Origin of the sequence: Georgenia ruanii (assembly GCF_009193175.1) — a bacterium.
GTDB classification, from domain to species: Bacteria; Actinomycetota; Actinomycetes; order Actinomycetales; family Actinomycetaceae; genus Georgenia; species Georgenia ruanii.
In genome coordinates, this window is sequence record NZ_VUKE01000001.1 from 241,609 (window position 1) to 264,152 (window position 22,544).

Sequence of the window (22,544 nt, forward strand, 5' to 3'; positions counted from 1 at the left end):
ACGGGACACCCGCCGCGCCCCGTCGGCACCCGCGCCGGCGCCGGCGGCAGGGTGCTCCGCGGCGCCTCAGGTCCCCGCGGCGAGCGTGGCGAGCTCTGCCTCGTCCACCTCCTCGCGGGCCTCCTCGTCGGCCGGCTCCTCGGGCGCCTCGGTCGTCTCCCACCGGCTGCCGTCCGGGCCCGTCAGCGCGGCCGGCGGCGCCGCGGCCTCCCGCACCGTCCGGACGAAGCGCGCCGTTCCCCCGGCGAGGTCCACCGCGACGGCGTCGGCGTTGATGACGTGGTCCCAGCGCTCCCCGGACTCCGCGGTCCAGGTGTCGACGTAGACCTTGCCCCGGACGATGACCGGCGTGCCCTTGTGCACGGACTCGGCCACGTTCTCGGCCAGCTGCCGCCAGACCTTGACCGTGAACCACCCGGTCCGGTCGTCGCGGTACTCCCCCGTCGCCCGGTCGGGGATGCGCGGGGTCGACCCGAGCCGGAAGGTCACCCAGCTGGCCCCGTTCGCCGTCACGCGCCGGGTGGGCTCGCTGCCCACCCGGCCCTGCACCGTGATCTCGATCCTGTCGGTCATGCTCGCTCCTCGCTCCCGGCGGGCCCGGCGCCCGCCCGAGCACCACGCTGCCGGGCGCCGCCCACCCGGCGCCGGGGACGGCGGCCGGCCTGTGGACGAGGTGGCAGGAGCTACCGCCCCAGCGCCTCGCGCAGGCGCCGGTGGCGCGCGAGCACCTCCGCGGCGGGGCGGGCGAGCAGCTCCTCCACGAGGCCGGCCGTGCGGGCGGCGACCTGGGCCGTGTAGGCGGCGGCCGCGGCCGCCGCCTCCTCGCGGGCGGCCGACGTGGCGAGGCCGAGCAGCACCCCGGCGGCGGCGAGGCCGGCGAGGCCCGGGACCACCGCACCGGCCGGACCGACGCCCTGGAGCAGGGCCAGGACCAGGTAGGCCGCGGCCGCCGCGCCCAGTGCCGCCGCAGCGAGCCGCAGCCGGGTCGCCCGGTGGCCCCGGGCCGGCGGGGTCACCTCGGCCACCGCGGCCGCGAGGGCGGCGCGCAGCCCCGCGGCGGGGGCCACGGCGGTGTCGACGGCGTCCGCCCAGCGCGGCGGGAGACCCGCGGTCGCGCCGGCGAGCCAGTTCTCCCGCTCGGCGGCGACGGTCTCGGCCGCGGGCTCCTCGGGCCGGGGCAGCGCGGCGCCGGCCCGCACGGCCGCCGCGAGGGCGTCGGTGCCGGCGAGGCGCGCGAGCGCGGCGCCGGTCGCGGCGAGGTCCGGCGGTGCCGGCTCGGCGGCGGCGGCGGCGCCGGCGAGGCGGTCGCCCACGGCCTCGACCTCCGCGGCGGCGGTGAGCAGCGTCGTGGACGGGCGGGCCACCGCGCGGGCGAGCCGCTCGCGGACCTCGCCGATACCCGCACCCGTCACGGCGGAGGTGGCCAGCACCTCGACGTCGAGCCCGTCGGCGGCGAGCAGCTCGCGCACGTCGGCCAGCACCGTGTCCGTGGCGCCCGTGGGCAGGGTGTCCGCCTGGTTGACCAGGACGAGCATGTTGTCCTGGCGCCCGCGCAGCGCCTGCAGGTAGCGCTCGTGCAGGGCGTTGTCGGCGTACTTCTGCGGGTCGACGACCCACACGAGCAGGTCGATCATCGGCAGCAGCCGGTCCACCTGCTCGGCGTGGTCGCGGGCGACGGAGTCGTGGTCGGGCAGGTCGAGCAGGACCATCCCGTGCAGCGCCCGCTCGTGGTCGCCGTCGAGCACCGACTCGCGCTGGATGCGCCGGGCGTGGGCCACCTGGAGGAAGTCGAGCAGCGCCTCGGCGTCACCGCCCCACACGCAGGCGGCGGCCTCGTCGGTGGTCGGCCGCAGCGCGCCGACGTCGGCGAAGAGCAGCCCGGAGATGGCGTTGAAGAGGGAGGACTTGCCCGACCCGGTCCCCCCGACCAGGGCCACCACGGTGTGGTCCCCGCCCAGCTCGAGCCGCCGGCGCACGGCGGCGAGGTCCTCGTGGGCCTGGGCGGCCAGGAACGGGTCGACCTGCCCGCCGGCCGCGGTCAGGGCGGCGGCGAGGGCGTCGGCGCGGCCCTCCAGGCCCTGCCGGGTGAGCGGGGCGCCGGCGGGCGCGGGCAACGGTGTGGTCAGGGTCGTGGTCATGCCAGCTCCCTCAGCTCGGCGGTACGCACCCGCAGGTCGGTGCCGGGCGCGGCCTCCACCCCGGCGAGCGTCTCGAGATACGGCCCGGCGGCGGCGCGCACCGCCTCCTCGGCGCGGGCCAGCAGCTCCCCGCGCGCGGTGTCGACCAGGCCGCCGTCCGGGCCCAGCACGGCGGCGACGGCGTCGCCCGCCCCGCTCACCCCGGTGGCGGCCGCCGCCACCAGGGCGGCCAGGCCGGGCCCGTCCAGGGCGGCGCCGGCGCGGGTCGCCACCGCGGCGGTCACGGCCTCGCGCCACTCCCGCACGGCCGCCGCGGCGAGGGCGGCGGCGTCGACCGGGCTGGGCCGGGGATGCACCGGGGCGGGCCGGTCCGCGGGGTCCCACGCGGCGGCCACGGCCTCGGCGGCCGAGCGCACCCCGTCGCGCAGGATGACCTCCACCGCCGCCGTGACCTCCTCGCCGAGGCCCGCCGCGGCGGCGCTGCGGTCCGCAGTCGCCCGCCGCCGCCACCCGGCGCGCAGCCGGCCGGTGCCCGTGGCCAGCGGCGCGAGCGGGCCGCCGGTGGAGGCGACGGCGAGCCAGCGGGTGGTGGGCGCGCCGAGGGCGGCGCGCCCCTCGCGCAGGGCGCGCAGGACCGCCGTGACGGCGGCGTCCGGGGCCCGTTCGGTGCCGGAGCGCAGGGCCGCGAGCGCCTCGACCTGGTCGTCCGCGCCGGTGGCGAGGGCGAAGAGCTCCTCGCGCAGGGAGGCCCAGCCGCGCCGGGTGGTGCGCCGCACGACGCCCACGGACTGCTGGCGCCGGGCGACCAACCGCAGCCAGGCGCCGAGCTCGGCCACCCGGTCGGCGGCGAGCAGGCCCTCGTGCGGGCCGACGTCGGGGATGAGGAAGAGCGGGGCGGACCCGAGGCCGAGCCCGTCCATCCGGGTCAGCAGGTCGGCCCGCACCGGCGCGAGCACCCCGGCCGGCACCCGGTTGAGGACGACGGCGGTGGTGATCCCGCGGGACTCGGCCTCGGTGAGGGTCCGCCACGGGATGGCGTCGCCGTAGCGGGACGCGGTGGTGACGAACACCCACAGGTCCGCGGCCTCGAGCAGCCGGGCCCCGAGGGTGCGGTTGGGCGCGTGCACCGAGTCCAGGTCGGGGGCATCGAGGATGGCCAACCCCTCCGGCACCCCGTCATGCACGACCACGTCGGCGAGCTCCGTCAGCGGCTGGCCTTCCAGCGCGGGGGCGTCGGCGGGGTGGACGGCGACGACGGGGCGGCGGGTGGTGGGGCGCAGCACGCCCGCCGCGCTCACCTCGGCGCCGACGACCGAGTTGAGCAGCGTGGACTTGCCCGCGCCGCTGGACCCGCCCAGGACGACGACCGCGGGGGCCGTCGGCTGCGCCAGGCGCGGTCGCAGCCGCGTGCCGAGCTGGGTGAGGACCTGCTCGCGGAGCGCGCGCAGGTCGCCCGCGCCCGGCAGGTCCAGCGGGAAGCGGGCGCGGGCGACCTCGGCCTCGAGGTCGGCCAGGACCTCGGCGCGCGGGGCCGGCGCCTCCGCCGGGTCCACCTCGTCGGTCACATCAGGCTGGGCGGTCACGACGCCCATTGTCGGATACGCCAGCACCTGGTGCGGCCAAGCGCGCCCGGCGCGGCCCGCGCCGGGCGGACGTCCGGGGGCTCCGCACGGCTGCCGAGGCCGGAGGGGACTCTGGTGTTCGCTAATCTGAGGTGTCTGCCCTCGTAGCTCAATGGATAGAGCAACGGCCTTCTAATCCGTAGGTTGCAGGTTCGAGTCCTGCCGGGGGCACTCCAGGTACGCCCGCACCACCGCGGCGGCGATGCGGCCGCGGTCGGCGACCACGACGCCGTTGGCCCGCGCCCAGGCCCGCACCGCGGCGGGGTTGACGTCCTCCCGGCGCGCGGAGGTCCCCTCCACATCAGCCGGCCGGGCCCGCGCCGCGGGCCCGGCCGCCGGTGCCCCGGCCCGCCCGGCCGCGCCGTCCTCGCCGTCCGCCGCCTCGTGGGGCCGCAACGCGTCGGCTTCGCCCGCCCGCAGCGCCAGCTCCCGGAGCCCGGCGCCGAGGAAGCGGTAGGTCCACTCCTGGGCGAGCGGCCGCGTCTCGGCGAAGACGATCGGGACGGCCGGGAAGCGCGCCTGCGCCTCGGCCAGGGCGTCGGCGACGACGCCGCCGGCGACGTGCTCGAGCTTGAAGATCGCGCTGTAGCGGTCCTCGACCACCACGGCCGCCCGCGGGAGGGCGGCCAGCTCGGCGAGGGCGTAGGTGAGCCGGCCGGTGGTGAGCGCCCCGGCCAGGTCGGCCAGCGACTTGCGCTCCACCGCGGCGACGACCTCGCCGTCGAGCTCGACGGCGTAGTCGCCGGCGGGCAGGGAGCGCCGGGTCGTGCTCGCCTGCTGGTGGGAGAAGCGGTAGGGATACTTCTCGCGCGAGTCCACGACGATGTCGAGGACCTGGCCCGCCGCGCGCCGCCGGGGCAGCGTCACCGCCGGACGCGCCTGCTTGGCGGTCCGTGGCGACTGCCAGAAGATCATCTCCCGCCCGCGCGCCCGGGTGAGCACGATCTGCGAGCGGTTCTCCCGCCCCCGGTCCAGGACCAGGTCGATGGCCGCGCCGCGCCGGGCGCAGGACCGCACGGGCAGGACCTCGAGCACCTCGGCGTCGGACGGCCAACCCTCCGCCCGATGGCAGTACAGCTTGGACTCGCGCGGCCAGGTGTCCCGGGTCTTGAGGACCAGCCCGCGCTCGCCGAGCGGGATGCGGATCAGGTAGGGCAGGGACGACGACGGGTCGGGGTTGCGCGCGACGAGCAGGGTGAGGGACACGGTTCCTCCTGTTCTCCTGACCAAGCGTGCCCTACCGCGGCGGCCCCTTGGGCGAGGCGGGGCGGTCTCCTCGCCGGTCAGTCGGCGTGCCGCCCGCCGTGCCCCGGCGCCCACTCGGCCCGGTAGGCGGGGTGCTCGGCCCAGACGGTCGCCAGCACCCGGACGGTGGGGCACGGATATCCCCGGGTGGTGTCGGCGACGTTGCCGCACACCAGGCACCCGTCGAAGCCCCAGATGTCATCGGCGCGCTGGTGCATCTCGAGGATCGCCCGCATCGCGGCGCACTCGGCACGCACCCGCGCCGGGTCGTGCCAGCCGCCGCGCGGCCGGGCGGTGAGGTCGCCGCCCCCGCCGTCCGCGCCGGCGGCCGCCTCCTCCTCGGCGAGCCGGGCCAGGAGGAACTCGGTGATGCCCACGCGTCCATGCTGCCCCGGGGCGACCCACCAGGACGCCGCCGGCGGCCGCGCGCCACGCAGGCACGGGCCCCGGCTCGCGGCCGCGTCGACGCGGCGCGACTACCCTGGCCGGGTGAGCCGTAACAGTGCACCCCAGGACGCGATCGTCTGGATCGACTGCGAGATGACCGGGCTGGACCTCGCGAGGGACGCCCTCATCGAGGTCGCCGTCATCGTGACGGACTCCGAGCTGCGCCCGCTGGACGCCGGCCTCGACGTGATCATCGCCCCGACGCCGGGGTCGGTCGAGAACATGGCCGAGGTGGTGCGCACGATGCACACCACCTCCGGCCTGCTCGAGGAGCTGCCCCACGGGCTCACGATGGACGAGGCGCAGCGGCGCGTCGTGGACTACGTCAAGCGGTGGGTCCCCGAGCCGCGCAAGGCGCCGCTGGCCGGCAACTCGGTCGGCACGGACCGGACCTTCCTCGCCCGGGACATGCCCGAGCTCGTCGACCACCTGCACTACCGGATCGTCGACGTCTCCTCGGTCAAGGAGCTCGCGCGCCGCTGGTACCCGCGCGCCTACTTCCAGTCCCCCGCAAAGAACGGCGGCCACCGGGCGCTGGCGGACATCCTCGAGTCCATCGACGAGCTGCGCTACTACCGCGCCGTCCTCTTCCCCGCCGGCGAGGGACCGGACACCGCCACGGCGCGGGCCGCCGCGGCGGAGGTGACCGCGACGTCGTCGGCGCTGGCCATCGCCAAGCTCAGCCAGGCGGAGGGCGACGCCGCCCGGGCCTGATCCCGGACGTGAGCCAGACCACGGCGGATCGGTTCCGGGGCCCGCCGGGCATCCGGTATGCTTGACGACTGCTGCGGCCGATAGCCGCGGCGGCTCTTGGTGGGTATAGCTCAGCCGGTAGAGCGCCTGGTTGTGGTCCAGGAGGTCGCGGGTTCAAGCCCCGTTACTCACCCCACACAGGAAGGGGCGGGTCCGTCACGGACCCGCCCCTTTCGTCACATCCGGCGGCGGCCCGGCGTGGTCGCCGGTGCCGTGCCCACCGCCGTCGCCCCGAAGGACGACGGCGGCGCCCGTCACCAGAACGCGCGCACGGCGATGGCGTCGGCGAAGTTGTCCACGGCGCCCGGCGTGGTCGCGAGGTACAGCGAGGCGTCCACGAGGGAGACCTCCATCACGCTCATCGTCCCGTTGGGGCCCTCGACGACGTCGATGCGGCAGAACGTCAGCTGCTCGTCGCGGCCCAGGCGGCTCTTGATGTAGGAGTGGATCGCGTTCCGGACCTCCTCGCCCAGGCGCCACTCGGCGTCGGTGGCCTGCCGGGCGCGGGCCTTCTCGTGGGGCACCTCGCCGCGGTGGTACGGGCCGTGGAGCATGGCCTCCTTCTCGACGGCGTGGGAGACCAGACCGTTCATGTAGATCAGCGCCGTCTCGCCGCGCTGGTCCACCGACTCCATGTAGCGCTGCACCATGACGCTGCGGCCCGTCGCGAGCAGCTCCGCCGCGTGGTTGATGGCGGACATGCGCGAGTACCCGTCCACGGCGGTGTACCGGCCGGCGTCCTGCGCGCCGGAGGAGATGGCCGGCTTGACCACGAAGTCCCCGCCGGCGGGGAAGCGGGTGTGCAGCTGGTGCTTGGTCAGCTTCTGCTCGGGCTCGAGCCACAGGGTGGGGATCATCGGCATGCCGCGGTTGGCCAGCTCGACCATGTAGTGCTTGTCGGTGTTCCACCGCAGCACGTCCGGGTGGTTGACGATCTTCGGCACCGACTCGGCCCACCGGAGGAAGTCCTCCCGCCGGCTGGCGTAGTCGTGCACGGAGCGCAGGACGACGAGTCCGGCGGCGGACCAGTCGACGTCCGGGTCGTCCCAGACGGCGATGCGGGGCTCGATGCCGCGCGCGGCGAGGGCATCGGGCAGGGCGGCGTCGTCCTCGTCGAGGTTCGGCAGCGCTGCGCAGGTGGCGAGGGTCACGATGGGCTTGGACACCGGGCAAACTTATCGCGCGCCGTCGTCGCCCCGCCGCACTCCGCCCGGGCCGCGCGGCCCGGACGCGCCCGGTCCGCACCCCTCGCCCCCGTCCACGCAGGACCTGGCTCACAGCGCGACCCGGCCGTCTCACCGGTCGCGTGAGATCCCTCTCAGGGCCGGGACGACCGGTCCAGATCCTGAGAAACTGGGTGTCCGAAGTCGCTCGCGCCGACACACCGGACGACGCTGGACGTCAACGACGCCCGCTGGGGCGTCCCCTCCCCCACACCGCCGGACCGGCCTGCGCGGGCCCGGACACGAACGAAGGACCACGGATGAAGAACCCCCTGCGTCGGGCCGCCGCTCTGGCGGCGTCGGCCGTCCTTGCCCTCACGCTGGCCGCCTGCGGCGGCGGCGCCAACGCCGACGCCGCGAAGGGCAGCGAGGACAACCCGGTCAAGATCGGCGTCGTCGGCTCCTCCGATCCCCAGTGGCCGGTCTTCAAGGACCTGGCCGAGAAGGAGGGGATCTACGTCGACATCCAGAACTTCTCGGACTACAACCAGCCCAACCCCGCCCTCGCCGACGGCGACCTGGACCTCAACCAGTTCCAGCACATCCTCTACCTCGCCCAGTACAACGAGGCCGACAAGCAGGACCTCACCCCGATCGGGGCGACGGCCGTGTACCCGCTGGGCCTGTACTCCCAGAAGCACAAGTCCGTCGAGGAGATCCCCCAGGGCGGCGAGATCGCCATCCCCAACGACGTGACCAACCAGGCCCGCGCGCTCTTCGTGCTCCAGGAGGCCGGCCTCATCACGCTCAAGGACGGCGCCGGCGTCGTGCCGCAGCCGGCCGACATCGACGCGGCGGCCTCCAAGGTCAAGGTCACCCCGGTGGACGCCAACCAGACCGTGGTCGCCCTGGACTCGGTGGACGCCTCCATCGTCAACAACGACTTCCTCAAGGACGCCGGACTGGACGCCAACGACGCCCTGTTCGCCGACAGCGCCGAGTCCGAGGGCGCCCGCCCGTACATCAACGTCTGGGTCGCCCGCGCCGCGGACGCCGACAACCCCACCTACACCAAGCTGGTCGAGCTCTTCCACGACCCGGCCGTCACCGAGGCGGTCAAGGACGCCTCGGGCGGCACGGCGTCCATCGCGGACCAGCCGGCCAGCGAGCTGCAGGACATCCTCACGGAGGTCCAGGGCAGCCTGAAGTGACGCCGGTGTCAGGGCCGACGGCGGGCGAGCCCCGCCGTCGGCCCTGACCCATCGGACGGACGCCACCGACCACCACGACGAGCCGCCACCGACCACCACGACCACCGGGACTAACACCGCATGAGCGAGATCATCCGCCTCGAGGGCGTGCACAAGAGCTTTGGCGAGGGGCCGGGGGCCGTGCACGCCGTCGAGGACGTCACCCTGACGATCGACCGGGGCGAGATCTTCGGCGTCATCGGCTACTCCGGCGCCGGCAAGTCGACGCTGGTGCGGCTGATCAACGGCCTGGAGACCGTCACCTCCGGGCGCCTGGTGGTCGACGGCGCCGAGATCTCCGCGATGCGCGAGAAGCAGCTGCGGGGGGTGCGCCCCGAGATCGGGATGATCTTCCAGCAGTTCAACCTCTTCCCCTCCAAGACGGTGGCGGAGAACGTGGCCTACCCGTTGCGCGTGGCCGGCTGGGACAAGGCCCGGCGCGAGGCCCGGGTGGCCGAGCTGCTGTCCTTCGTGGGCCTGGCCGACAAGGCCCGGGCGCGCCCCACCCAGCTCTCCGGCGGGCAGAAGCAGCGGGTGGGCATCGCCCGGGCGCTGGCCAGCGAGCCGAAGATCCTCCTCGCCGACGAGGCCACCTCCGCCCTCGACCCCGAGACCACCCGCGACATCCTCGGGCTGCTGCGCTGCGTCAACGCCGAGCTGGGCATCACGATCGTCGTTATCACCCACGAGATGGACGTCGTCAAGTACCTGTGCCGCCGGGTGGCCGTCATGGAGCGTGGCCGCGTGGTCGAGCTGGGCGAGGTCTACGACGTCTTCTCCCGCCCCCGGCAGGAGGTCACGCGCCGCTTCGTCGGCACCTCCCTGCGCGACCGTCCCAGCCCGGAGGTCCTCACCCGCCTGGCCGACACCCACCCCGGGACGCTGGTCACCGTCGGCATCCAGGAGGAGACCGGCTCCTCGGCCCGGCTCATGCGCACGCTCGGTGAGCACCAGGTCGACGGTGCCATCGTCTACGGCGGCATCACCGAGATCGGCGAGCGGCCCTTCGGGTCCCTCACCCTGGCGCTGACCGGGGAGGACGGCGCCATCCGGCAGGCGCTGGCCGACCTGAGCACGTACACGACCGTGCAGGAGTACCCCGAGCTCAAGGAGCTGCAGCGATGAAGTTCGACTGGGCGGCGAACTGGCCCCAGTTCGCCGAGGCCTTCGGGCAGACGATCTACATCGTCGCCATCGCCATGGGCGTGGGCGGCCTGGTCGGGCTGGTGCTCGGGCTGGCGCTGTACACCACCCGCCGGGGCGGGCTGCTGGAGAACACCGTCGTGTTCACGGTGCTCAACGTGCTCGTGAACTTCATCCGGCCGATCCCGTTCGTCATCTTCCTCACGGCGGTGGGCCCGGTGACGATCGCGATCACCGGCTCGCGCATCGGCACCGAGGCGTTCATCGTGCCGGCGGCGATCATGGCCTCCTTCGCCACCTCCCGGATCGTCGAGCAGAACCTCGTCGCCCTCGACCGCGGCATGATCGAGGCCGCGCGCTCCATGGGCGCCTCGCCGCTGCGGATCATCTTCACGGTGGTCATCCCCGAGGCGCTCGCCCCGCTGATCCTCGGCTACACCTTCATCTTCGTCGCGGTGGTCGACATGTCCGCACTGGCCGGACTCGTCGGCGGCGGCGGGCTCGGTGACTTCGCGCTGACCCAGGGCTACCAGCGCTTCGACTGGGCGGTCACCTGGATCACCGTGCTGGTGATCGTCGCGCTCGTGCAGGTGGTGCAGTTCCTGGGCAACTCCCTCGCCCGGCGGGTGCTGGGCCGGTAGTGCAACGGCGCGGGACGGCGGACCGCCAAGCGCCGCCGCGGCATCAGAAGAGCCGCGGCATCAGAAGAAGTGGTGGGAGGCGCCGCGCCCGCGGTCGATGTCCCGGGTGGCCTCACGCAGCGCCTGGGCGATCTCCGGGTCGGCGTCACCGCCGCCGTGCGAGGCCTTGTCGAGCCGGTGACGCAGGCCGACGCGGGCGCCGATCAGCGCCAGCACCACGAGAACGCCGGCGACGATCCAGTACCCCACGGCTGATCCTCCCTCTCCGGCGACCGGCCCGACCATGCGCGGGCGGATGTCATGCCGCACTGTCCCACACCCGCCGCGGGCCCGCCCCCGGCCGCGCCGGCCACGCCCCTCGCGCATACCACTATTCGGACGGCGCAAACTCACCTAGGGTCGACAGGGCCGGCTCGACGAGGAGCCGACGCCTGGCTCACCGCCGAGCCGGGGTTGAGCTGGCTCAGCGACGAGCCAGGGACGACAGGGAGAGCACGGCATGACCCTTCAGGCCGAGAGCAGCACCACGACCGAGACCTCCGGCACCACCTACGCGGCCCCCGGCACCGAGGGCGCCGTCATGCGCTACGAGAAGCGCTACGACAACTACATCGGCGGCGAGTGGGTCCCGCCGGTCAAGGGCCAGTACTTCGCCAACCCCAGCCCGGTCACCGGCGAGGTGTTCTGCGAGGTGGCCCGCGGCACCGCCGAGGACATCGAGCTCGCCCTGGACGCCGCGCACAAGGCCGCGCCCGCGTGGGGCAAGACCTCCGCCGCCGAGCGGGCGCGGATCCTCAACCTCATCGCCGACCGGATCGAGGAGAACCGCGAGAAGCTCGCCGTCGCCGAGACCTGGGACAACGGCAAGCCCGTGCGCGAGACCCTCGCGGCCGACATCCCGCTCGCCGTCGACCACTTCCGCTACTTCGCCGGGGCGATCCGCGCCCAGGAGGGGTCGATCTCCCAGCTCGACGACGACACCGTCGCCTACCACTTCCACGAGCCGCTCGGCGTCGTCGGCCAGATCATCCCGTGGAACTTCCCCATCCTCATGGCCACGTGGAAGCTCGCGCCCGCGCTGGCCGCCGGCAACGCCGTCGTGCTCAAGCCCGCCGAGCAGACCCCGGCGTCGATCCTCTACCTCATGACCCTCATCGGGGACCTGCTGCCCGCCGGGGTGCTCAACGTGGTCAACGGCTTCGGCACCGAGGCCGGCCGGCCGCTGGCCTCCTCCCCGCGCATCCGCAAGATCGCGTTCACCGGGGAGACCACCACGGGCCGGCTGATCATGCAGTACGCCTCCCAGAACCTCATCCCGGTGACGCTCGAGCTGGGCGGGAAGTCCCCGAACATCTTCTTCGACGACGTCATGCGCGCCGACGACGGCTTCCGGGACAAGGCGCTCGAGGGCTTCACGATGTTCGCGTTCAACCAGGGCGAGGTGTGCACCTGCCCCTCGCGCGCGCTCATCCAGGAGTCGATCTACGAGGAGTTCATCGACCTGGCGATCGCCCGCACCCGGGCGGTCAAGCGGGGCAACCCGCTCAACACCGAGACGATGATCGGCGCCCAGGCGTCCTCGGACCAGTTCGAGAAGATCCGCAGCTACCTCGACATCGGCAAGCAGGAGGGCGCCGAGGTGCTCATCGGCGGCGAGGTGGACTCCGTGGAGGGCATCGCCGGCGGGTTCTACATCCAGCCCACGGTGTTCAAGGGCGAGAACTCCATGCGGATCTTCCAGGAGGAGATCTTCGGGCCGGTGCTCGCGGTGACCACGTTCAAGGACTACGACGACGCCATCCGCCTCGCCAACGACACCCTGTACGGGCTGGGCGCCGGGGTGTGGTCGCGCGACGGCGACGTCGCCTACCGGGCCGGCCGGGACATCCAGGCCGGTCGGGTGTGGACGAACACCTTCCACCAGTACCCGGCCCACGCCGCGTTCGGCGGGTACAAGAACTCGGGCGTGGGGCGCGAGAACCACCTCATGATGCTCGAGCACTACCAGCAGACGAAGAACCTGCTGGTCTCCTACGCCGCCGGCGCGCAGGGCTTCTTCTAAACCGCCGGCGCGCGGTGTGCCGGGCGCCCGGGGGCTTCGTCCACGCCTCGGGCGCCCGGGCTCCGTCCCGGCCCCCGATCGGAGGGGACGACGATGTCCACCACGCAACGCCCGGCCGGGACGCCCGCCCCGGCCGCCACCGCACCGCCCGAGCCGCGCGTGGTCGCCCTGCCGGCGGCGATGGAGCTGCTGCGCACGCTGCGCCTGCGCCACGGGCCGTTGATGATGCACCAGTCCGGTGGCTGCTGCGACGGCTCCTCCCCGATGTGCTACCCCCAAGGCGAGTTCATCGTGGGCGACCGGGACGTGCTGCTCGGCGTGCTCGACCTGCGCCTGGACGTCGCCGAGGTGGGCCGCGACGCGCCCGGCGACGCCGACGGCGTGCCGGTGTGGATCTCCGGCCCGCAGTTCGACCTGTGGCAGCACACCCAGCTCGTCCTCGACGTCGTCCCCGGCCGCGGGGCGGGCTTCAGCCTCGAGAGCCCGGAGGGGGTGCGCTTCCTCACGCGCTCCCGCGTGTTCACCGCCGCCGAGGCGGCGGCGCTGGCGGCCGCGGGCGCCCTGACCGGCGCCGACTGGGAGGACGGCGCCCGGCCCCCGGCGCCCGGCCGGCCTCAGGTGGTGGCGACCGTGGCGGAGGCCTGCGCGTTCCCGCGCTGACCGCGGCCGCCTTCGGGCGGGCGGCGACGGGTTTCCGGGCGGCGGCGCCCGCCCCAGGTCAGGCGTCTGTGCGCGCTGTGCCCGATGTCACGCCGCGACGGCGGCCCCCGGCTTGGAGGGCCCCCGACCCGTGCGCTAAAGTCATATCTCGCGCCGGGATGCCACGCGGCACGGCGCCGAGCACCGCTAGCTCAATTGGCAGAGCAACTGACTCTTAATCAGTGGGTTCTGGGTTCGAGTCCCAGGCGGTGTACAGACGGTCCCCGTCCTGCTCGCAGGGCGGGGATTTTTCGTGCGGCGGCTTTCGCGCCAGGACCTTGGCCTCCCCCGCTCAGCACTCGTGACCCGTCCTCGTTCACCACAGCGCGGCGGCGAGGGTGGCCCATGCCGCCGCGTCGACCTCCCCGCGGGCCCGGGCCACCACCGTTCCGCCCGGATCGACGACCACGGCGTGCACCTCCTCGGTCGACGGGATCTGCAACCGGCGGCGGAACGCGCTGACGTCGGTGTAGACGGGGATCGTGCGCGCGAGGATGTCGGGGTCCCGGCTGGCCGCGACCATCCCGCTCTCGATGAAGCGGCGCGCCGGCTTCCACCCGGTCGACAGCACGGGGAGCTCGACGACGGCGACGGGCATGGGTTTCGCCGCCCCCCGCGGGGTGGGCGGCACGCCGGCCGCGACCGCCCGGGTGATCCAGCCGTCGACCACCGGCTGCTGCCAGCGCTGGAAGGCCACCAGCACCAGCGTGCGCTCGGCCGGCAGCTCGGCGGGAAGGGCGATGCGCTCGCCCAGCAGCGAGCGGCCCTCGAGCGCGGGGAAGGTCGGGATCCGTGCCGCGGCCTGCTGGGTGCTCATCGCGCCTCCGTCGGTGCTCGTCCCCCGGGTCTCTGCGCCCTGCGCCCAGGGTGCCGCCTCCGCGCCCGACGCGCCACGCTTGTCGCCGCCTCGGCGCCCAACCGTCAGGCGCGTCGCCGCCTCGGCGCCGGAGGCGCCAGCGGTGCGCCGGCCCGCGCGGCGACGTACGGTATCTGCGCGCTCCTCGGCACCGGCGTGGTGTGAGTCGCCGCAGACCGGAGGAGGCCCCGTGAGTCCCGAGGACATCGCCCTGCTCGTGCGCACCGCGGTCGGCCTGGCCGTCCTCGTTGCCCTGACCATCGGGCTGCAGCACTGGCGGCGCCTGCCGCTCGGGGTCCGCCCGCTCACCGCCGTGCTGCGCGCGACGCTGCAGCTCGGCGTGATCGCCCTCGTGCTGCGCGGCGTGCTGACCTTCCCCGCCCTGGTCGTCGCGTTCGTCGCCCTCATGCTCACGACGGCGTCCCTCACCTCCGGCGCCCGCCTGCGCGAGCTGTGGGCCGGGCGCCGGGCAGCCCTGGCCGGCGTGCTCGCCGGGGGCATCGCCGCGACCGGGCTCGTCCTGGCGCTCGGCCTGGTGCCGTTCGACGCGCGCAACATCGTCGCCGTCGGCGGGATCCTCATCGGCAACTCCATGTCCGCCGCCACCCTGTCCGGACGCAACTTCCGCACCATGGCCCTCGCGCGCGCCGGCGAGGTGGAGGGCTGGCTCGCCCTGGGCGCCCCGCCGCGCACCGCCTACGCCGACATCGCCCGCCGCGCCGTCCACGAGGCGCTGCTGCCCACCATCGACCAGACCCGTTCCACCGGGCTGGTCACCCTCCCCGGCGCGTTCGTCGGCGCGCTGTTCGGCGGCGCGAACCCCGTCGAGGCCGCCCGGTTCCAGCTCGTCGTGCTGGCGGGGATCATGCTCACCCAGACGATCACGGGGCTGACCGTCGCCCGGATCCTCTCCGCCTCCCCCGTCCTGCCCGTCGCGGCCGCCACGCCCGCCGCCGTGCCCCCGCCCGGGCCGCGCTCGCCGCGCGAGCCGCACCGCCCGCGGGCCCACGGCGGCTGACCGCGTCGCCACCCCGAGCCGCACATAACCGTCCAATCACGTCCGGTGGTGCGAAGATGGGGACCGAAACCGCCCGACGACCTGGAGCCGAAGATGACGCGCCTGCAGCCGGCCAACCTCGCCCCCGACTTCACCCTGCCGGTCGCCGGCGGCGGCCAGATCGGGCTCGCCGACCTCCGGGCCCGTGGCGAGCGCGGCGTGATCGTCTACTTCTACCCCAAGGCCGCCACGCCCGGCTGCACCACCGAGGCGTGCGACTTCCGCGACAGCCTCGCCGCCCTGGGCGGCGCCGGCTACGCCGTCGTCGGCATCTCGGCCGACCCGCTCCAGGACCTCGAGGCCTTCGCCGCCGACCAGCGCCTGACCTTCCCCCTCGCCTCCGACCGCGACCACGCCGTCGCCGAGGCCTACGGCACGTGGGGGCCGGTGACCTTCGGTGGTCGCACCTTCGACGGCGTGCACCGCTCGACGTTCGTCGTCAACCCGGACGGCACCCTGCGCAGCGCCCAGTACGACGTCGACCCCGTCGGGCACGTCGCCGCGCTGCGCCGCGACCTCGGGATCGACCAGCCCGCCCCCACCCAAGCCTGATCGGAGACCCTCGTGCCGCGTCTCGCCCCGGGCGACCCCGCCCCGGCCTTCACCCTGCCCGCCGCCGACGGCGGCGAGGTCTCCCTCGCCGCGCTGCGCCAGTCCGCCGACCGCGGCGTCGTCGTGTACTTCTACCCCGCCGCCGCCACCCCCGGCTGCACCAAGGAGGCGTGCGACTTCCGCGACAGCCTGGCCTCCCTCCAGGGCGCCGGGTACGCCGTCGTCGGCATCTCCCCCGACGGCGTGCAGAAGCTGGCGACGTTCGCCGCCGACGAGGGCCTGACCTTCCCGCTGGCCTCGGACACCGAGCACCAGGTGCTCGAGGCCTACGGCGCGTGGGGCGAGAAGAAGAACTACGGGCGCACCTACACCGGGGTCATCCGCTCCACCGTCGTCGTGGACCCGGACGGCGCGGTGTCCCTCGCCCAGTACAACGTCCGCGCCACCGGCCACGTCGCCCGGCTGCGCAAGCTGCTCGGCGTGGACTGACCGGGGTCAGTCCGACGGCGCCGGGCGCGTGGGCGTCGTCGAGGCCGGTTCCGGCCCGGTCGTGGGGGGCCCGTCGGTCCCTCCGGGCGGGCCGGTCGGCTCGGCCGACCCCGCCCCTCCGGCCGAGCCCGTCCCACCGGCGTCCGCCCCGGCCGGCGCCTCCGCCGCCGTCTCGGGCGGCACCGGCGGGTTGCTGAGCACCTCCGCGACCACGAGCACGAGCCCGGCGATCACGACGACGAGGAGCACTTCCCCCGGTGTCGGCCGGTTGAGGAGGAGGACGACCAGGGCGGCGAGGGCGATCACCACGACGCGGATGACCTGCCGGTACGTGGCGAGCGCACCGCCCACGCGTTCGCCGGCCAGTCCGCCGGGCGTGCCGCGCAACCGGCGGATGCGGTCCGTGCCGGAGCCGAGCGCCCGGCGCAGGCCGACCGCCGCCGCGGAGGGGCCGGTCAGGTAGGCCAGCGCCGCGACGATCACCGCGACGACGAAGACGGTGCGCAGCCCGGTGCGCAAGAAACGCACCAGCGTGTCGAACACCGCCGCCGCGGCCCCGCGCGGGAGCACGTTCGGGTTCACGGCACCGAGATAGACGGCGCGGGCGAACATGATCGCGAGAGCCAGCAGGAGCATCGCTGCCGCGACCCCGAGCCCGACGCCGACCAGGGCGCGCCGGTGCCGCGGCGCGAGGAGCACCCCCGCCGCGAGCACGACGAGCGTGACGATGGGCAGCGCCGTCCCGAGGGTGCTCAGCACCGAGAAGGCCGTCTGCGCCGCCGCGACGTTGTGGGCGAGGGTGTCGGACTGGTAGATGACGAACGACTTGTGGATCTCGGGAATCTGCGCGGCGATCGCCACGCCGCGGTCGACGAGGCGGGTCTTGACGAGGTCGATGAACGGGGCGAGGTCGATGCTGACGGCACCGTTGCTCACCTGCACGGCGCCGCCCTGCTTGCCGGTCATGACATTGACCAGCGCCTGGTGCACCTGGCGATTGGCCTCGGCCCAGAGCTGCGCGAACTGGGGCGAGGCGACGACGGTGTTGACCTGATCGGTGAGGAAGCCCTGGACACCGCTGGTGATCGGCGCCGCCAGCCCCTCCACCTTCGCCTGGACGGGCGGGGGCAGGTTGGTCTGGCCGGCCACGGTCGAGAGCATCTGCGAGGTCACGCCCTGGACGTCGAGCTCGGTGAAGACCGCGGCCGTGATCTGGTCCGCCATCGCCTTCTGCAGCCGCGGGTCGTCGATGACCGGGGCGACCGTCTCGACGTAGGCGTTCGTGTTGGTCACCTGGGTGGCCAGCCACGTCGAGACCACGGACAGCGCCGCGAGCACGCACCCCAGCAGGACGACGAGCGTGGCGCCGACGTTGCGCAGGCGGCCCGGATGGCGGCGCCGCGCGGGCTCCGCCGTCTCGGTCCGGCGTTCGGCACGGAGCGCGGCCACCTCCGCGCGCAGGCGCTCGAGCTCACCGCGCTCGTCGGCGCCAAGCTGGGGCGTGACGCTCATCGCGCCGTCCTTCCTGGGCGTCAGCGGGCCGGGCCGGGCCCGTCCGTCAGGGGCCGAGGATCGCCCGTTTCTGGGTCTCGAACTCGTAGCTGTTGATCACGCCCTGGTCCCGGAGGGCGGCGAGCTCCTTGAGCTGGGCGATCTTGGCGTCCATGTCGCCGCCGGACGGCTCCGCCGGCTGCGCGGGCATCGGCTGCTGCACCTGCTGCGGCGCGTACTGCTGCTGCGGTGGTGGCGCGTACTGCTGCTGGGGCTCGTACTGCTGTTCCTGCGCGGCCCAGCGCCCCACCTGCCGGCGCGAGACCCGGTTGGACACGGCGGTCGCGGTGCCGGCCACCACGGCGGTCCTCGCGACACCTCGGATCAGTCCCATGGCGCGTTCCCTTCCCTCAGGCCCTGGCCGGTTCGGCCTCAGGCCGCCTTCTCGGTCGCGTCGAGCGCCGCAAGCACGGCCTGGACCGGGATCCGCCCGCTCGCCACGAGCTGGCCGCCCGACCGGCGGACCGCCGAGGCGAACGGCGCTGCCCAGACGTTCTCGTAGACGAGGATCCCGGCCGAGCTCCCGGGCTCGATGATCTTCGCGACCTCCTCGAGGTCGTCCTGGCCGACCAGCCCCGAGGACGCCCCCTCGAACACGCGGAGGTCCAACCGCCCGTCCCGGTCGACGTCGCTCAGGCTCATGCCGATCACCGAGCCGTCCTGCTCCTTGCGGACGAAGACGAAGTCGAAGATGCGGATGAGGCCGCGGTCGACCAGGTCGACCAGCAGCGGGAAGGCCTCCCCCGTCATGCGGTTACCGGGAAACTCCACCACGATGTAGTCGATCGGACCGGTCTGGTCGAGCTGTTCACGCTCGACCTGTTCCCGTTCGTCCATGGTCCGTCCCTCCTGCCCTGGGTCGTGCCGTCGGTGCCGGCACGAGCGCCCCACCGCGCTGGCGCCACGATCCCTCCGCAGACCGACGCTCCGCGTCGTCTGTCATGGATGAATGGCCTCACACCGGCGAGCCGGGCACCGGCAGGTGCACCCGCCGCACCTCGACGACGTCGAGGCACAGCGCGCGCAGCCGCGCCAGGAGCCCGAACAGCTCCGCCTGGTCGGCGACCGCCCCGACGAGCACCGTCGCAGCCGGCGCCGGCGTCACCGTGACGGCCCCCAGCTCCTCCAACGCCTCGTCGGGAACCGTGCCGAGCAGGCGGATCTCGTAGACGGTGGAGGCCGAAGGGTCGTGGTGCATGCCCATCGGTCCCTCCCGCCCGGACGTCTCCCCGCACCGTGGGCCGGGCAGGTCGTCCCTCCTACCTTGAGACCTCACCCGCCGTGACACGTCACCCGCGCGGGACGATGGGGGCACGTCGTCACGGCACCCTCCCCAGTCCTCGACATCTGTCGCATAATGGGGTCGAACTGCCAGTTCCCACACGGTGCGTCCCCCTGCCGCTCCAAGAGGTTCGCCGGTCCACGTGAGTTCGGTGCGTCCCGGCAGGGGGCCGCGGAGGTGCCGCAGGATGGGTGCACGAGACACGGCATCCCCTGCCCCCGGTCCCGGAGGCGCGACCGGACGGCGCGGGGTGACTGACCCGCGACTCACCATCCCGGCGCTGCCGCACGACGCGGTCGACCGGCCTCGGCTGCGCAAGCTGCTCGACGAGGGCGTCGAGGTGCCTCTGACGCTCGTGAGCGCACCGGCCGGGACGGGCAAGACCGTCCTCGCCGCCTCGTGGGCGGCCCGACGGCCGGCGCCCACGGCCTGGGTGACGATCGACGACAACGACGTGCGGGACGGCGCCCTGTGGCTCCTCGTCCGCGCGGCGCTGCACCAGCACGGCGTCGACGCTGCCGGCGAGCCGCCGGGGACCGGAGAGCCGGAGAGCACCCGCCTCTTCCTCACCTCCTTGGCCACCGCGGTCGCCTCCCGCCCCACACCGGTCACGCTCGCGCTCGACTGCGAGACCGCGCTCCCGCCCGACGCCGCCGCCGGCCTCGAGCTCCTCCTCCGGCGAGCCGCGGGCCGGCTGCGCCTCCTCCTGCTGACCCGGGCGGACCCGCTGCTTCCGCTCCACCGCTACCGGCTCGAGGGCTCGATCGACGAGGTCCGGATGGCCGACCTCGCCTTCACGACCGGCGAGGCCCGCGTCCTGCTCGGCCGTGCCGGCGTCAACCTCTCCGCGGCCGCGATGGAGTCCGTCATGGCGCGGACGCGAGGCTGGGCCGCCGGGCTGCGGTTCGCCGCCCTCACCCTGTCCCGGAGCACCGACCAGGACGCCGCCGCCAGAGCGCTGACGGGCGAGCGCGGGACGGTGGCCGACTACCTGCTCGCGGAGGTCCTCGACACCCAGCCGCCGCAGGTCCGCGCGACGCTGCTCAGCACGAGCATCGTCGACCTGCTGCGGCCCGGTCTGGTCGAGGTGCTCGCCGGGCCGCGCGCCCAGCACGACCTCGACCGGCTGGCCAGCGACAACGTCTTCCTCGACGAGATCCCCGAGCACCCGGGGACCTACCGGCTGCACCCGCTCTTCCGCGAGCTCCTGCGGGCCCAGCTGGCCTACGAGGCCCCCGAGCGAGTGACGGCCCTCGACCGGGTCGCCGCCCGTTGGCTGGCCATCAACGACCTGCCCGTCGAGGCGGTCCGGCACGCGATGGCGGGCGGCGCCTGGGAGGACGGGTGCCGGTACGCGGTGGATAACCTCGCCGTGGCCCGGCTCCTGACCGAGCGGCCACCGGGCCAGCTGCGCGCCCTGCTCGCCGACCTGCCCGACGAGGCCGACGGCCCGCACGTGTCGCTCGTGCGAGCGGCGCAGACCATCCTTGCCCACGACCCCTCCGGCGCCGCATGTCACCTGGAGCGGGCGCGCGAGGTCCTCGCCGGCGCGCCGGCGCCGCCGTCGGCGCAGCTCACCCTCGCCCTGGTCGACGGGTTCCGGGCCCGTCTCGCTGGCGACGCGAGAGCAGCACTGTCGGCGCTCCGGGGCGCGGAGGGCCTGGTCGAGCAGGTCCCCGACCACACCCAGTCGCGGGACGCGGTCGCCCTCCTCACCTGGGGCAAGGGCTCGGCGCTGCTGCTCGCCGGCCGGATCGACGCCGCGGTCGAGTCGTTCACGGCCTGCGTCGACCGTGCGGGCCGGGGCGGCCCCGAGACGGGGTGGCCGGTGATCGACAGCCTGGGCCAGCTCGCCCTGATCGCCGCCATGCGCGGGCGGCTCCAGCGCGCCACCAACCTGGCCGACCGGTCGCTGGCGCTGCGGCACCGCGCAGCGATCCCGGCCCGGTACGGGCCCTGCGCAGCGGAGATCGCCCTGGCCTGGGCGTCCACCGAGGCCTACGACCTCAGGGCCGCGCGACGCCACCTGGACCGGGCGGCCGAGGCGGTCACCGCCGGCGACGACCCCCTGCCGTGGGCGATGTTCGCCGTCGTCACCGCCCGTGCCCGGCGCGCCCGCGGCGACATGGAGGGTGCCCGGCGGGTCCTGGACGAGGCCATCACGACGGCGCCGCTGCCCGAGTGGATGCGTGACCGCCTCCGCCTCGAGCTCGCGATCCTCGACATCGTCAGCGGGGAGCCGGCGCGGGCCCTGCGCGTCGTGGCCGACGTGGCCGACGCGGACCTCGTCCCGGAGGCAACGCTCGTGGCGAGCCGGGCCCGGCTGGCGAGCGGTGCCGAGGTCACCGACCTCGTCGCGATCGACGAAGGCGCCACGCTCGCCACCCGTGTCGACCTCTGGCTCGTCGAGGCCTCTCGCCGACTCGTCCAGGGGGACGAGCGGGCGGCTCACCGCGCGCTCGGGCGCTCGCTCCGGCTGGCGGCGCCGGAGACGCTCAGGCGCCCGTTCTACGAGGCTCCCGCCGACGTGCGTCGCCTGCTGCGGGCGAGCGGCGACCTCGCCGGAGAGCACGGGTGGCTCAGCCCGGGCGCGGCCCGACCGTCGGACGGCAAGCGGGGCGAGCGGGCGCGGCAGGGGCGCGACGCCCGCGCGGTGCCGGGCGCGACACGGCCGGGCAGCCGGGCGCCGGCGGCGCCCTCCCTCGACGGCGGCGGTGACGGCCCGGTCGAGCCCCTCACGCCGAAGGAGCTGGAGGTGCTCGGGCACCTCGCCGGGCTGCTGACGACCGAGGAGATCGCCGGGGCGATGTTCGTCTCGGTGAACACCGTCCGGACACACGTGCGCAACATCCTTCGCAAGCTCACGGTGTCCCGGCGCAACGAGGCGGTGCGCCGGGCCCGGGCGCTGCACCTCATTGCCGCGTGACTTCCGCGGGCCCCGACCTCGCTTCCCCCGGGCGCCGCCACACGTCCGGCGACGCCCGGCTGGGCGCCGGTGTCGCCCGCACGCTCTCGACCTCGGCGCCGGGGACGGCGATCGCCCTGAGGACGTCGGAGAGGCTGCCCGCCTCCGCCTCCACCACCACGACGAGGTGCCCTGACACCGTGGTCGCGCGCTGGTGGAGGGCGGCCAGCACGGCCGGGCTCGGCGCGCCCCCGACGTGGATCTCGTAGGCCACCTGCCCGGAGGGGGGCGCCGCACCGGCGCCGCCGGCCACGCTGACCTCGTCGAGACCGCGGGCCACGGTCACCTCGCCCAGACCGCCGGCCACGGTCACCTCAGGCAGACCGTCGGCTCCGGCACGCGTGGCCAGAGCCGTCGTCTCGGGTGGCGCCGCGCCGGCCCCCGCCGCGGGGCCCAGCTCGAGGAGCTCGATGCCGAAGTCCGTGAGCCGCGCCAGCAGCTCGTGCAGGCCGGCCTGGTCGACCGGGGCGGTCGTGAGGATCGTCTGCGGCGGGAGCTCCACGACCGTCATGCCCGGGCGGCACGCATGCCGGACCGCGTCTGCCGCACCGGTGAGGTGGATCTCGAACGTCTCCCGGGTCATGCCCACGCGCCTTCTGTTCAAAGATGGTCGCCGGCTCGCGTCGCGG

Annotated in this window: 23 protein-coding genes and 3 tRNA genes; 13 read left to right on the top strand and 13 right to left on the bottom strand. The window is 74.8% G+C overall.

Going from position 1 to position 22,544, the window contains the following annotated elements:
• Positions 1-66 precede the first annotated feature (66 nt).
• The 3 genes from GD880_RS01140 to GD880_RS01150 all read right to left on the bottom strand — a co-directional run bounded on the left by GD880_RS01140 (position 67) and on the right by GD880_RS01150 (position 3,721).
• A complete protein-coding gene (locus tag GD880_RS01140) occupies positions 67-573 on the bottom strand; it encodes a single-stranded DNA-binding protein (protein WP_152229788.1) in 507 nt (168 codons plus the stop codon).
• A gap of 110 nt (positions 574-683) precedes the next feature.
• A complete protein-coding gene (locus GD880_RS01145) occupies positions 684-2,138 on the bottom strand; it encodes a GTPase (protein WP_226909289.1) in 1,455 nt (484 codons plus the stop codon).
• The gene (locus GD880_RS01150; RefSeq protein ID WP_193314304.1) at positions 2,135-3,721 is read right to left on the bottom strand and encodes a GTPase family protein; all 1,587 of its coding nucleotides are present in this window, start codon (positions 3,719-3,721) and stop codon (positions 2,135-2,137) included. The genes GD880_RS01145 and GD880_RS01150 overlap by 4 nt, the downstream gene beginning before the upstream one ends.
• Positions 3,722-3,858: 137 nt before the next feature.
• Here GD880_RS01150 and GD880_RS01155 point away from each other — a divergent pair.
• Positions 3,859-3,931 (top strand) — tRNA-Arg (locus tag GD880_RS01155).
• Here GD880_RS01155 and GD880_RS01160 read toward each other — a convergent pair.
• On the bottom strand, positions 3,893-4,675 hold the full coding sequence (locus tag GD880_RS01160; protein WP_226909329.1) for an ERCC4 domain-containing protein: 783 nt from the start codon (positions 4,673-4,675) through the stop codon (positions 3,893-3,895). The genes GD880_RS01155 and GD880_RS01160 overlap by 39 nt on opposite strands.
• A 368-nt stretch (positions 4,676-5,043) precedes the next feature.
• The gene (locus tag GD880_RS01165) at positions 5,044-5,382 is read right to left on the bottom strand and encodes a DUF6221 family protein (protein WP_152229790.1); all 339 of its coding nucleotides are present in this window, start codon (positions 5,380-5,382) and stop codon (positions 5,044-5,046) included.
• 112 nt (positions 5,383-5,494) lie between these two features.
• Between GD880_RS01165 and orn the strand changes: the two genes are divergently transcribed.
• The gene (gene orn, locus GD880_RS01170) at positions 5,495-6,166 is read left to right on the top strand and encodes an oligoribonuclease (protein WP_226909290.1); all 672 of its coding nucleotides are present in this window, start codon (positions 5,495-5,497) and stop codon (positions 6,164-6,166) included.
• 99 nt (positions 6,167-6,265) lie between these two features.
• Positions 6,266-6,341, top strand: a tRNA-His gene (locus GD880_RS01175).
• A gap of 118 nt (positions 6,342-6,459) precedes the next feature.
• Here the strand turns inward: GD880_RS01175 and GD880_RS01180 are convergent.
• A complete protein-coding gene (locus GD880_RS01180) occupies positions 6,460-7,371 on the bottom strand; it encodes an ATP-grasp domain-containing protein (RefSeq protein WP_152229792.1) in 912 nt (303 codons plus the stop codon).
• 317 nt (positions 7,372-7,688) lie between these two features.
• On the opposite strand from GD880_RS01180, the gene GD880_RS01185 reads away from it, so the two are divergent.
• The 3 genes from GD880_RS01185 to GD880_RS01195 all read left to right on the top strand — a co-directional run bounded on the left by GD880_RS01185 (position 7,689) and on the right by GD880_RS01195 (position 10,402).
• Positions 7,689-8,579 carry a MetQ/NlpA family ABC transporter substrate-binding protein gene (locus GD880_RS01185; RefSeq protein WP_152229793.1) on the top strand — a complete coding sequence of 297 codons (891 nt, stop codon included), beginning with the start codon at positions 7,689-7,691 and terminating at the stop codon, positions 8,577-8,579.
• A 120-nt stretch (positions 8,580-8,699) separates the two neighbouring features.
• Positions 8,700-9,743 carry a methionine ABC transporter ATP-binding protein gene (locus tag GD880_RS01190; RefSeq protein ID WP_152229794.1) on the top strand — a complete coding sequence of 348 codons (1,044 nt, stop codon included), beginning with the start codon at positions 8,700-8,702 and terminating at the stop codon, positions 9,741-9,743.
• Positions 9,740-10,402 carry a methionine ABC transporter permease gene (locus GD880_RS01195; RefSeq protein ID WP_152229795.1) on the top strand — a complete coding sequence of 221 codons (663 nt, stop codon included), beginning with the start codon at positions 9,740-9,742 and terminating at the stop codon, positions 10,400-10,402. The genes GD880_RS01190 and GD880_RS01195 overlap by 4 nt, the downstream gene beginning before the upstream one ends.
• A gap of 60 nt (positions 10,403-10,462) precedes the next feature.
• On the opposite strand, the gene GD880_RS01200 is transcribed toward GD880_RS01195, so the two are convergent.
• Complete coding sequence (locus GD880_RS01200; protein ID WP_152229796.1) at positions 10,463-10,651, bottom strand: hypothetical protein; 189 nt, start codon at positions 10,649-10,651, stop codon at positions 10,463-10,465.
• Between the two features lie 250 nt (positions 10,652-10,901).
• Here GD880_RS01200 and exaC point away from each other — a divergent pair, with 250 nt between their 5' ends.
• The 3 genes from exaC to GD880_RS01215 all read left to right on the top strand — a co-directional run bounded on the left by exaC (position 10,902) and on the right by GD880_RS01215 (position 13,377).
• A complete protein-coding gene (exaC, locus tag GD880_RS01205) occupies positions 10,902-12,464 on the top strand; it encodes an acetaldehyde dehydrogenase ExaC (protein WP_152229797.1) in 1,563 nt (520 codons plus the stop codon).
• A gap of 93 nt (positions 12,465-12,557) precedes the next feature.
• Complete coding sequence (locus GD880_RS01210; protein WP_193314305.1) at positions 12,558-13,124, top strand: DUF779 domain-containing protein; 567 nt, start codon at positions 12,558-12,560, stop codon at positions 13,122-13,124.
• A 180-nt stretch (positions 13,125-13,304) separates the two neighbouring features.
• Positions 13,305-13,377 (top strand) — tRNA-Lys (locus GD880_RS01215).
• 102 nt (positions 13,378-13,479) lie between these two features.
• On the opposite strand, the gene GD880_RS01220 is transcribed toward GD880_RS01215, so the two are convergent.
• Positions 13,480-13,980 carry a hypothetical protein gene (locus GD880_RS01220; protein ID WP_152229798.1) on the bottom strand — a complete coding sequence of 167 codons (501 nt, stop codon included), beginning with the start codon at positions 13,978-13,980 and terminating at the stop codon, positions 13,480-13,482.
• Between the two features lie 229 nt (positions 13,981-14,209).
• On the opposite strand from GD880_RS01220, the gene GD880_RS01225 reads away from it, so the two are divergent.
• From GD880_RS01225 to GD880_RS01235, 3 genes are all read left to right on the top strand, one after another.
• A complete protein-coding gene (locus GD880_RS01225; RefSeq protein WP_226909291.1) occupies positions 14,210-15,037 on the top strand; it encodes an ABC transporter permease in 828 nt (275 codons plus the stop codon).
• Positions 15,038-15,130: 93 nt separating this feature from the next.
• Positions 15,131-15,628 carry a peroxiredoxin gene (locus tag GD880_RS01230; protein ID WP_152229800.1) on the top strand — a complete coding sequence of 166 codons (498 nt, stop codon included), beginning with the start codon at positions 15,131-15,133 and terminating at the stop codon, positions 15,626-15,628.
• Between the two features lie 12 nt (positions 15,629-15,640).
• Positions 15,641-16,117 carry a peroxiredoxin gene (locus GD880_RS01235; protein ID WP_152229801.1) on the top strand — a complete coding sequence of 159 codons (477 nt, stop codon included), beginning with the start codon at positions 15,641-15,643 and terminating at the stop codon, positions 16,115-16,117.
• 6 nt (positions 16,118-16,123) lie between these two features.
• Here GD880_RS01235 and GD880_RS01240 read toward each other — a convergent pair whose 3' ends face one another.
• From GD880_RS01240 to GD880_RS01255, 4 genes are all read right to left on the bottom strand, one after another.
• The gene (locus GD880_RS01240) at positions 16,124-17,629 is read right to left on the bottom strand and encodes a hypothetical protein (protein ID WP_152229802.1); all 1,506 of its coding nucleotides are present in this window, start codon (positions 17,627-17,629) and stop codon (positions 16,124-16,126) included.
• Positions 17,630-17,675: 46 nt separating this feature from the next.
• Positions 17,676-18,002, bottom strand: a complete 327-nt coding sequence (locus GD880_RS01245; protein WP_152229803.1) for an SHOCT domain-containing protein — start codon at positions 18,000-18,002, stop codon at positions 17,676-17,678.
• Between the two features lie 38 nt (positions 18,003-18,040).
• A complete protein-coding gene (locus GD880_RS01250; protein WP_152229804.1) occupies positions 18,041-18,505 on the bottom strand; it encodes a DUF6325 family protein in 465 nt (154 codons plus the stop codon).
• A gap of 118 nt (positions 18,506-18,623) precedes the next feature.
• Positions 18,624-18,866: a hypothetical protein gene (locus tag GD880_RS01255; RefSeq protein ID WP_152229805.1), complete on the bottom strand. Its 243-nt coding sequence runs from the start codon at positions 18,864-18,866 to the stop codon at positions 18,624-18,626.
• A gap of 334 nt (positions 18,867-19,200) precedes the next feature.
• Here GD880_RS01255 and GD880_RS01260 point away from each other — a divergent pair, with 334 nt between their 5' ends.
• Positions 19,201-21,876, top strand: coding sequence for a LuxR C-terminal-related transcriptional regulator (locus GD880_RS01260; protein ID WP_152229806.1), 2,676 nt, complete (start codon positions 19,201-19,203; stop codon positions 21,874-21,876).
• Here GD880_RS01260 and GD880_RS01265 read toward each other — a convergent pair.
• A complete protein-coding gene (locus GD880_RS01265; RefSeq protein WP_152229807.1) occupies positions 21,863-22,498 on the bottom strand; it encodes a hypothetical protein in 636 nt (211 codons plus the stop codon). The two genes, GD880_RS01260 and GD880_RS01265, sit on opposite strands and share 14 nt — an antisense overlap.
• Between the last annotated feature and the right edge of the window lie 46 nt (positions 22,499-22,544).

Bases quoted from the DNA above. Each gene is read 5' to 3' on its own strand.
- GD880_RS01140 (WP_152229788.1), bottom strand. From the start codon at position 573: ATGACCGACAGGATCGAGATCACGGTGCAGGGCCGGGTGGGCAGCGAG.
- GD880_RS01145 (WP_226909289.1), bottom strand. From the start codon at position 2,138: ATGACCACGACCCTGACCACACCGTTGCCCGCGCCCGCCGGCGCCCCG.
- GD880_RS01160 (WP_226909329.1), bottom strand. From the start codon at position 4,675: ATGATCTTCTGGCAGTCGCCACGGACCGCCAAGCAGGCGCGTCCGGCG.
- GD880_RS01185 (WP_152229793.1), top strand. From the start codon at position 7,689: ATGAAGAACCCCCTGCGTCGGGCCGCCGCTCTGGCGGCGTCGGCCGTC.
- GD880_RS01190 (WP_152229794.1), top strand. From the start codon at position 8,700: ATGAGCGAGATCATCCGCCTCGAGGGCGTGCACAAGAGCTTTGGCGAG.
- GD880_RS01195 (WP_152229795.1), top strand. From the start codon at position 9,740: ATGAAGTTCGACTGGGCGGCGAACTGGCCCCAGTTCGCCGAGGCCTTC.
- exaC (WP_152229797.1), top strand. From the start codon at position 10,902: ATGACCCTTCAGGCCGAGAGCAGCACCACGACCGAGACCTCCGGCACC.
- GD880_RS01210 (WP_193314305.1), top strand. From the start codon at position 12,558: ATGTCCACCACGCAACGCCCGGCCGGGACGCCCGCCCCGGCCGCCACC.
- GD880_RS01220 (WP_152229798.1), bottom strand. From the start codon at position 13,980: ATGAGCACCCAGCAGGCCGCGGCACGGATCCCGACCTTCCCCGCGCTC.
- GD880_RS01230 (WP_152229800.1), top strand. From the start codon at position 15,131: ATGACGCGCCTGCAGCCGGCCAACCTCGCCCCCGACTTCACCCTGCCG.
- GD880_RS01240 (WP_152229802.1), bottom strand. From the start codon at position 17,629: ATGAGCGTCACGCCCCAGCTTGGCGCCGACGAGCGCGGTGAGCTCGAG.
- GD880_RS01245 (WP_152229803.1), bottom strand. From the start codon at position 18,002: ATGGGACTGATCCGAGGTGTCGCGAGGACCGCCGTGGTGGCCGGCACC.
- GD880_RS01250 (WP_152229804.1), bottom strand. From the start codon at position 18,505: ATGGACGAACGGGAACAGGTCGAGCGTGAACAGCTCGACCAGACCGGT.
- GD880_RS01255 (WP_152229805.1), bottom strand. From the start codon at position 18,866: ATGCACCACGACCCTTCGGCCTCCACCGTCTACGAGATCCGCCTGCTC.
- GD880_RS01265 (WP_152229807.1), bottom strand. From the start codon at position 22,498: ATGACCCGGGAGACGTTCGAGATCCACCTCACCGGTGCGGCAGACGCG.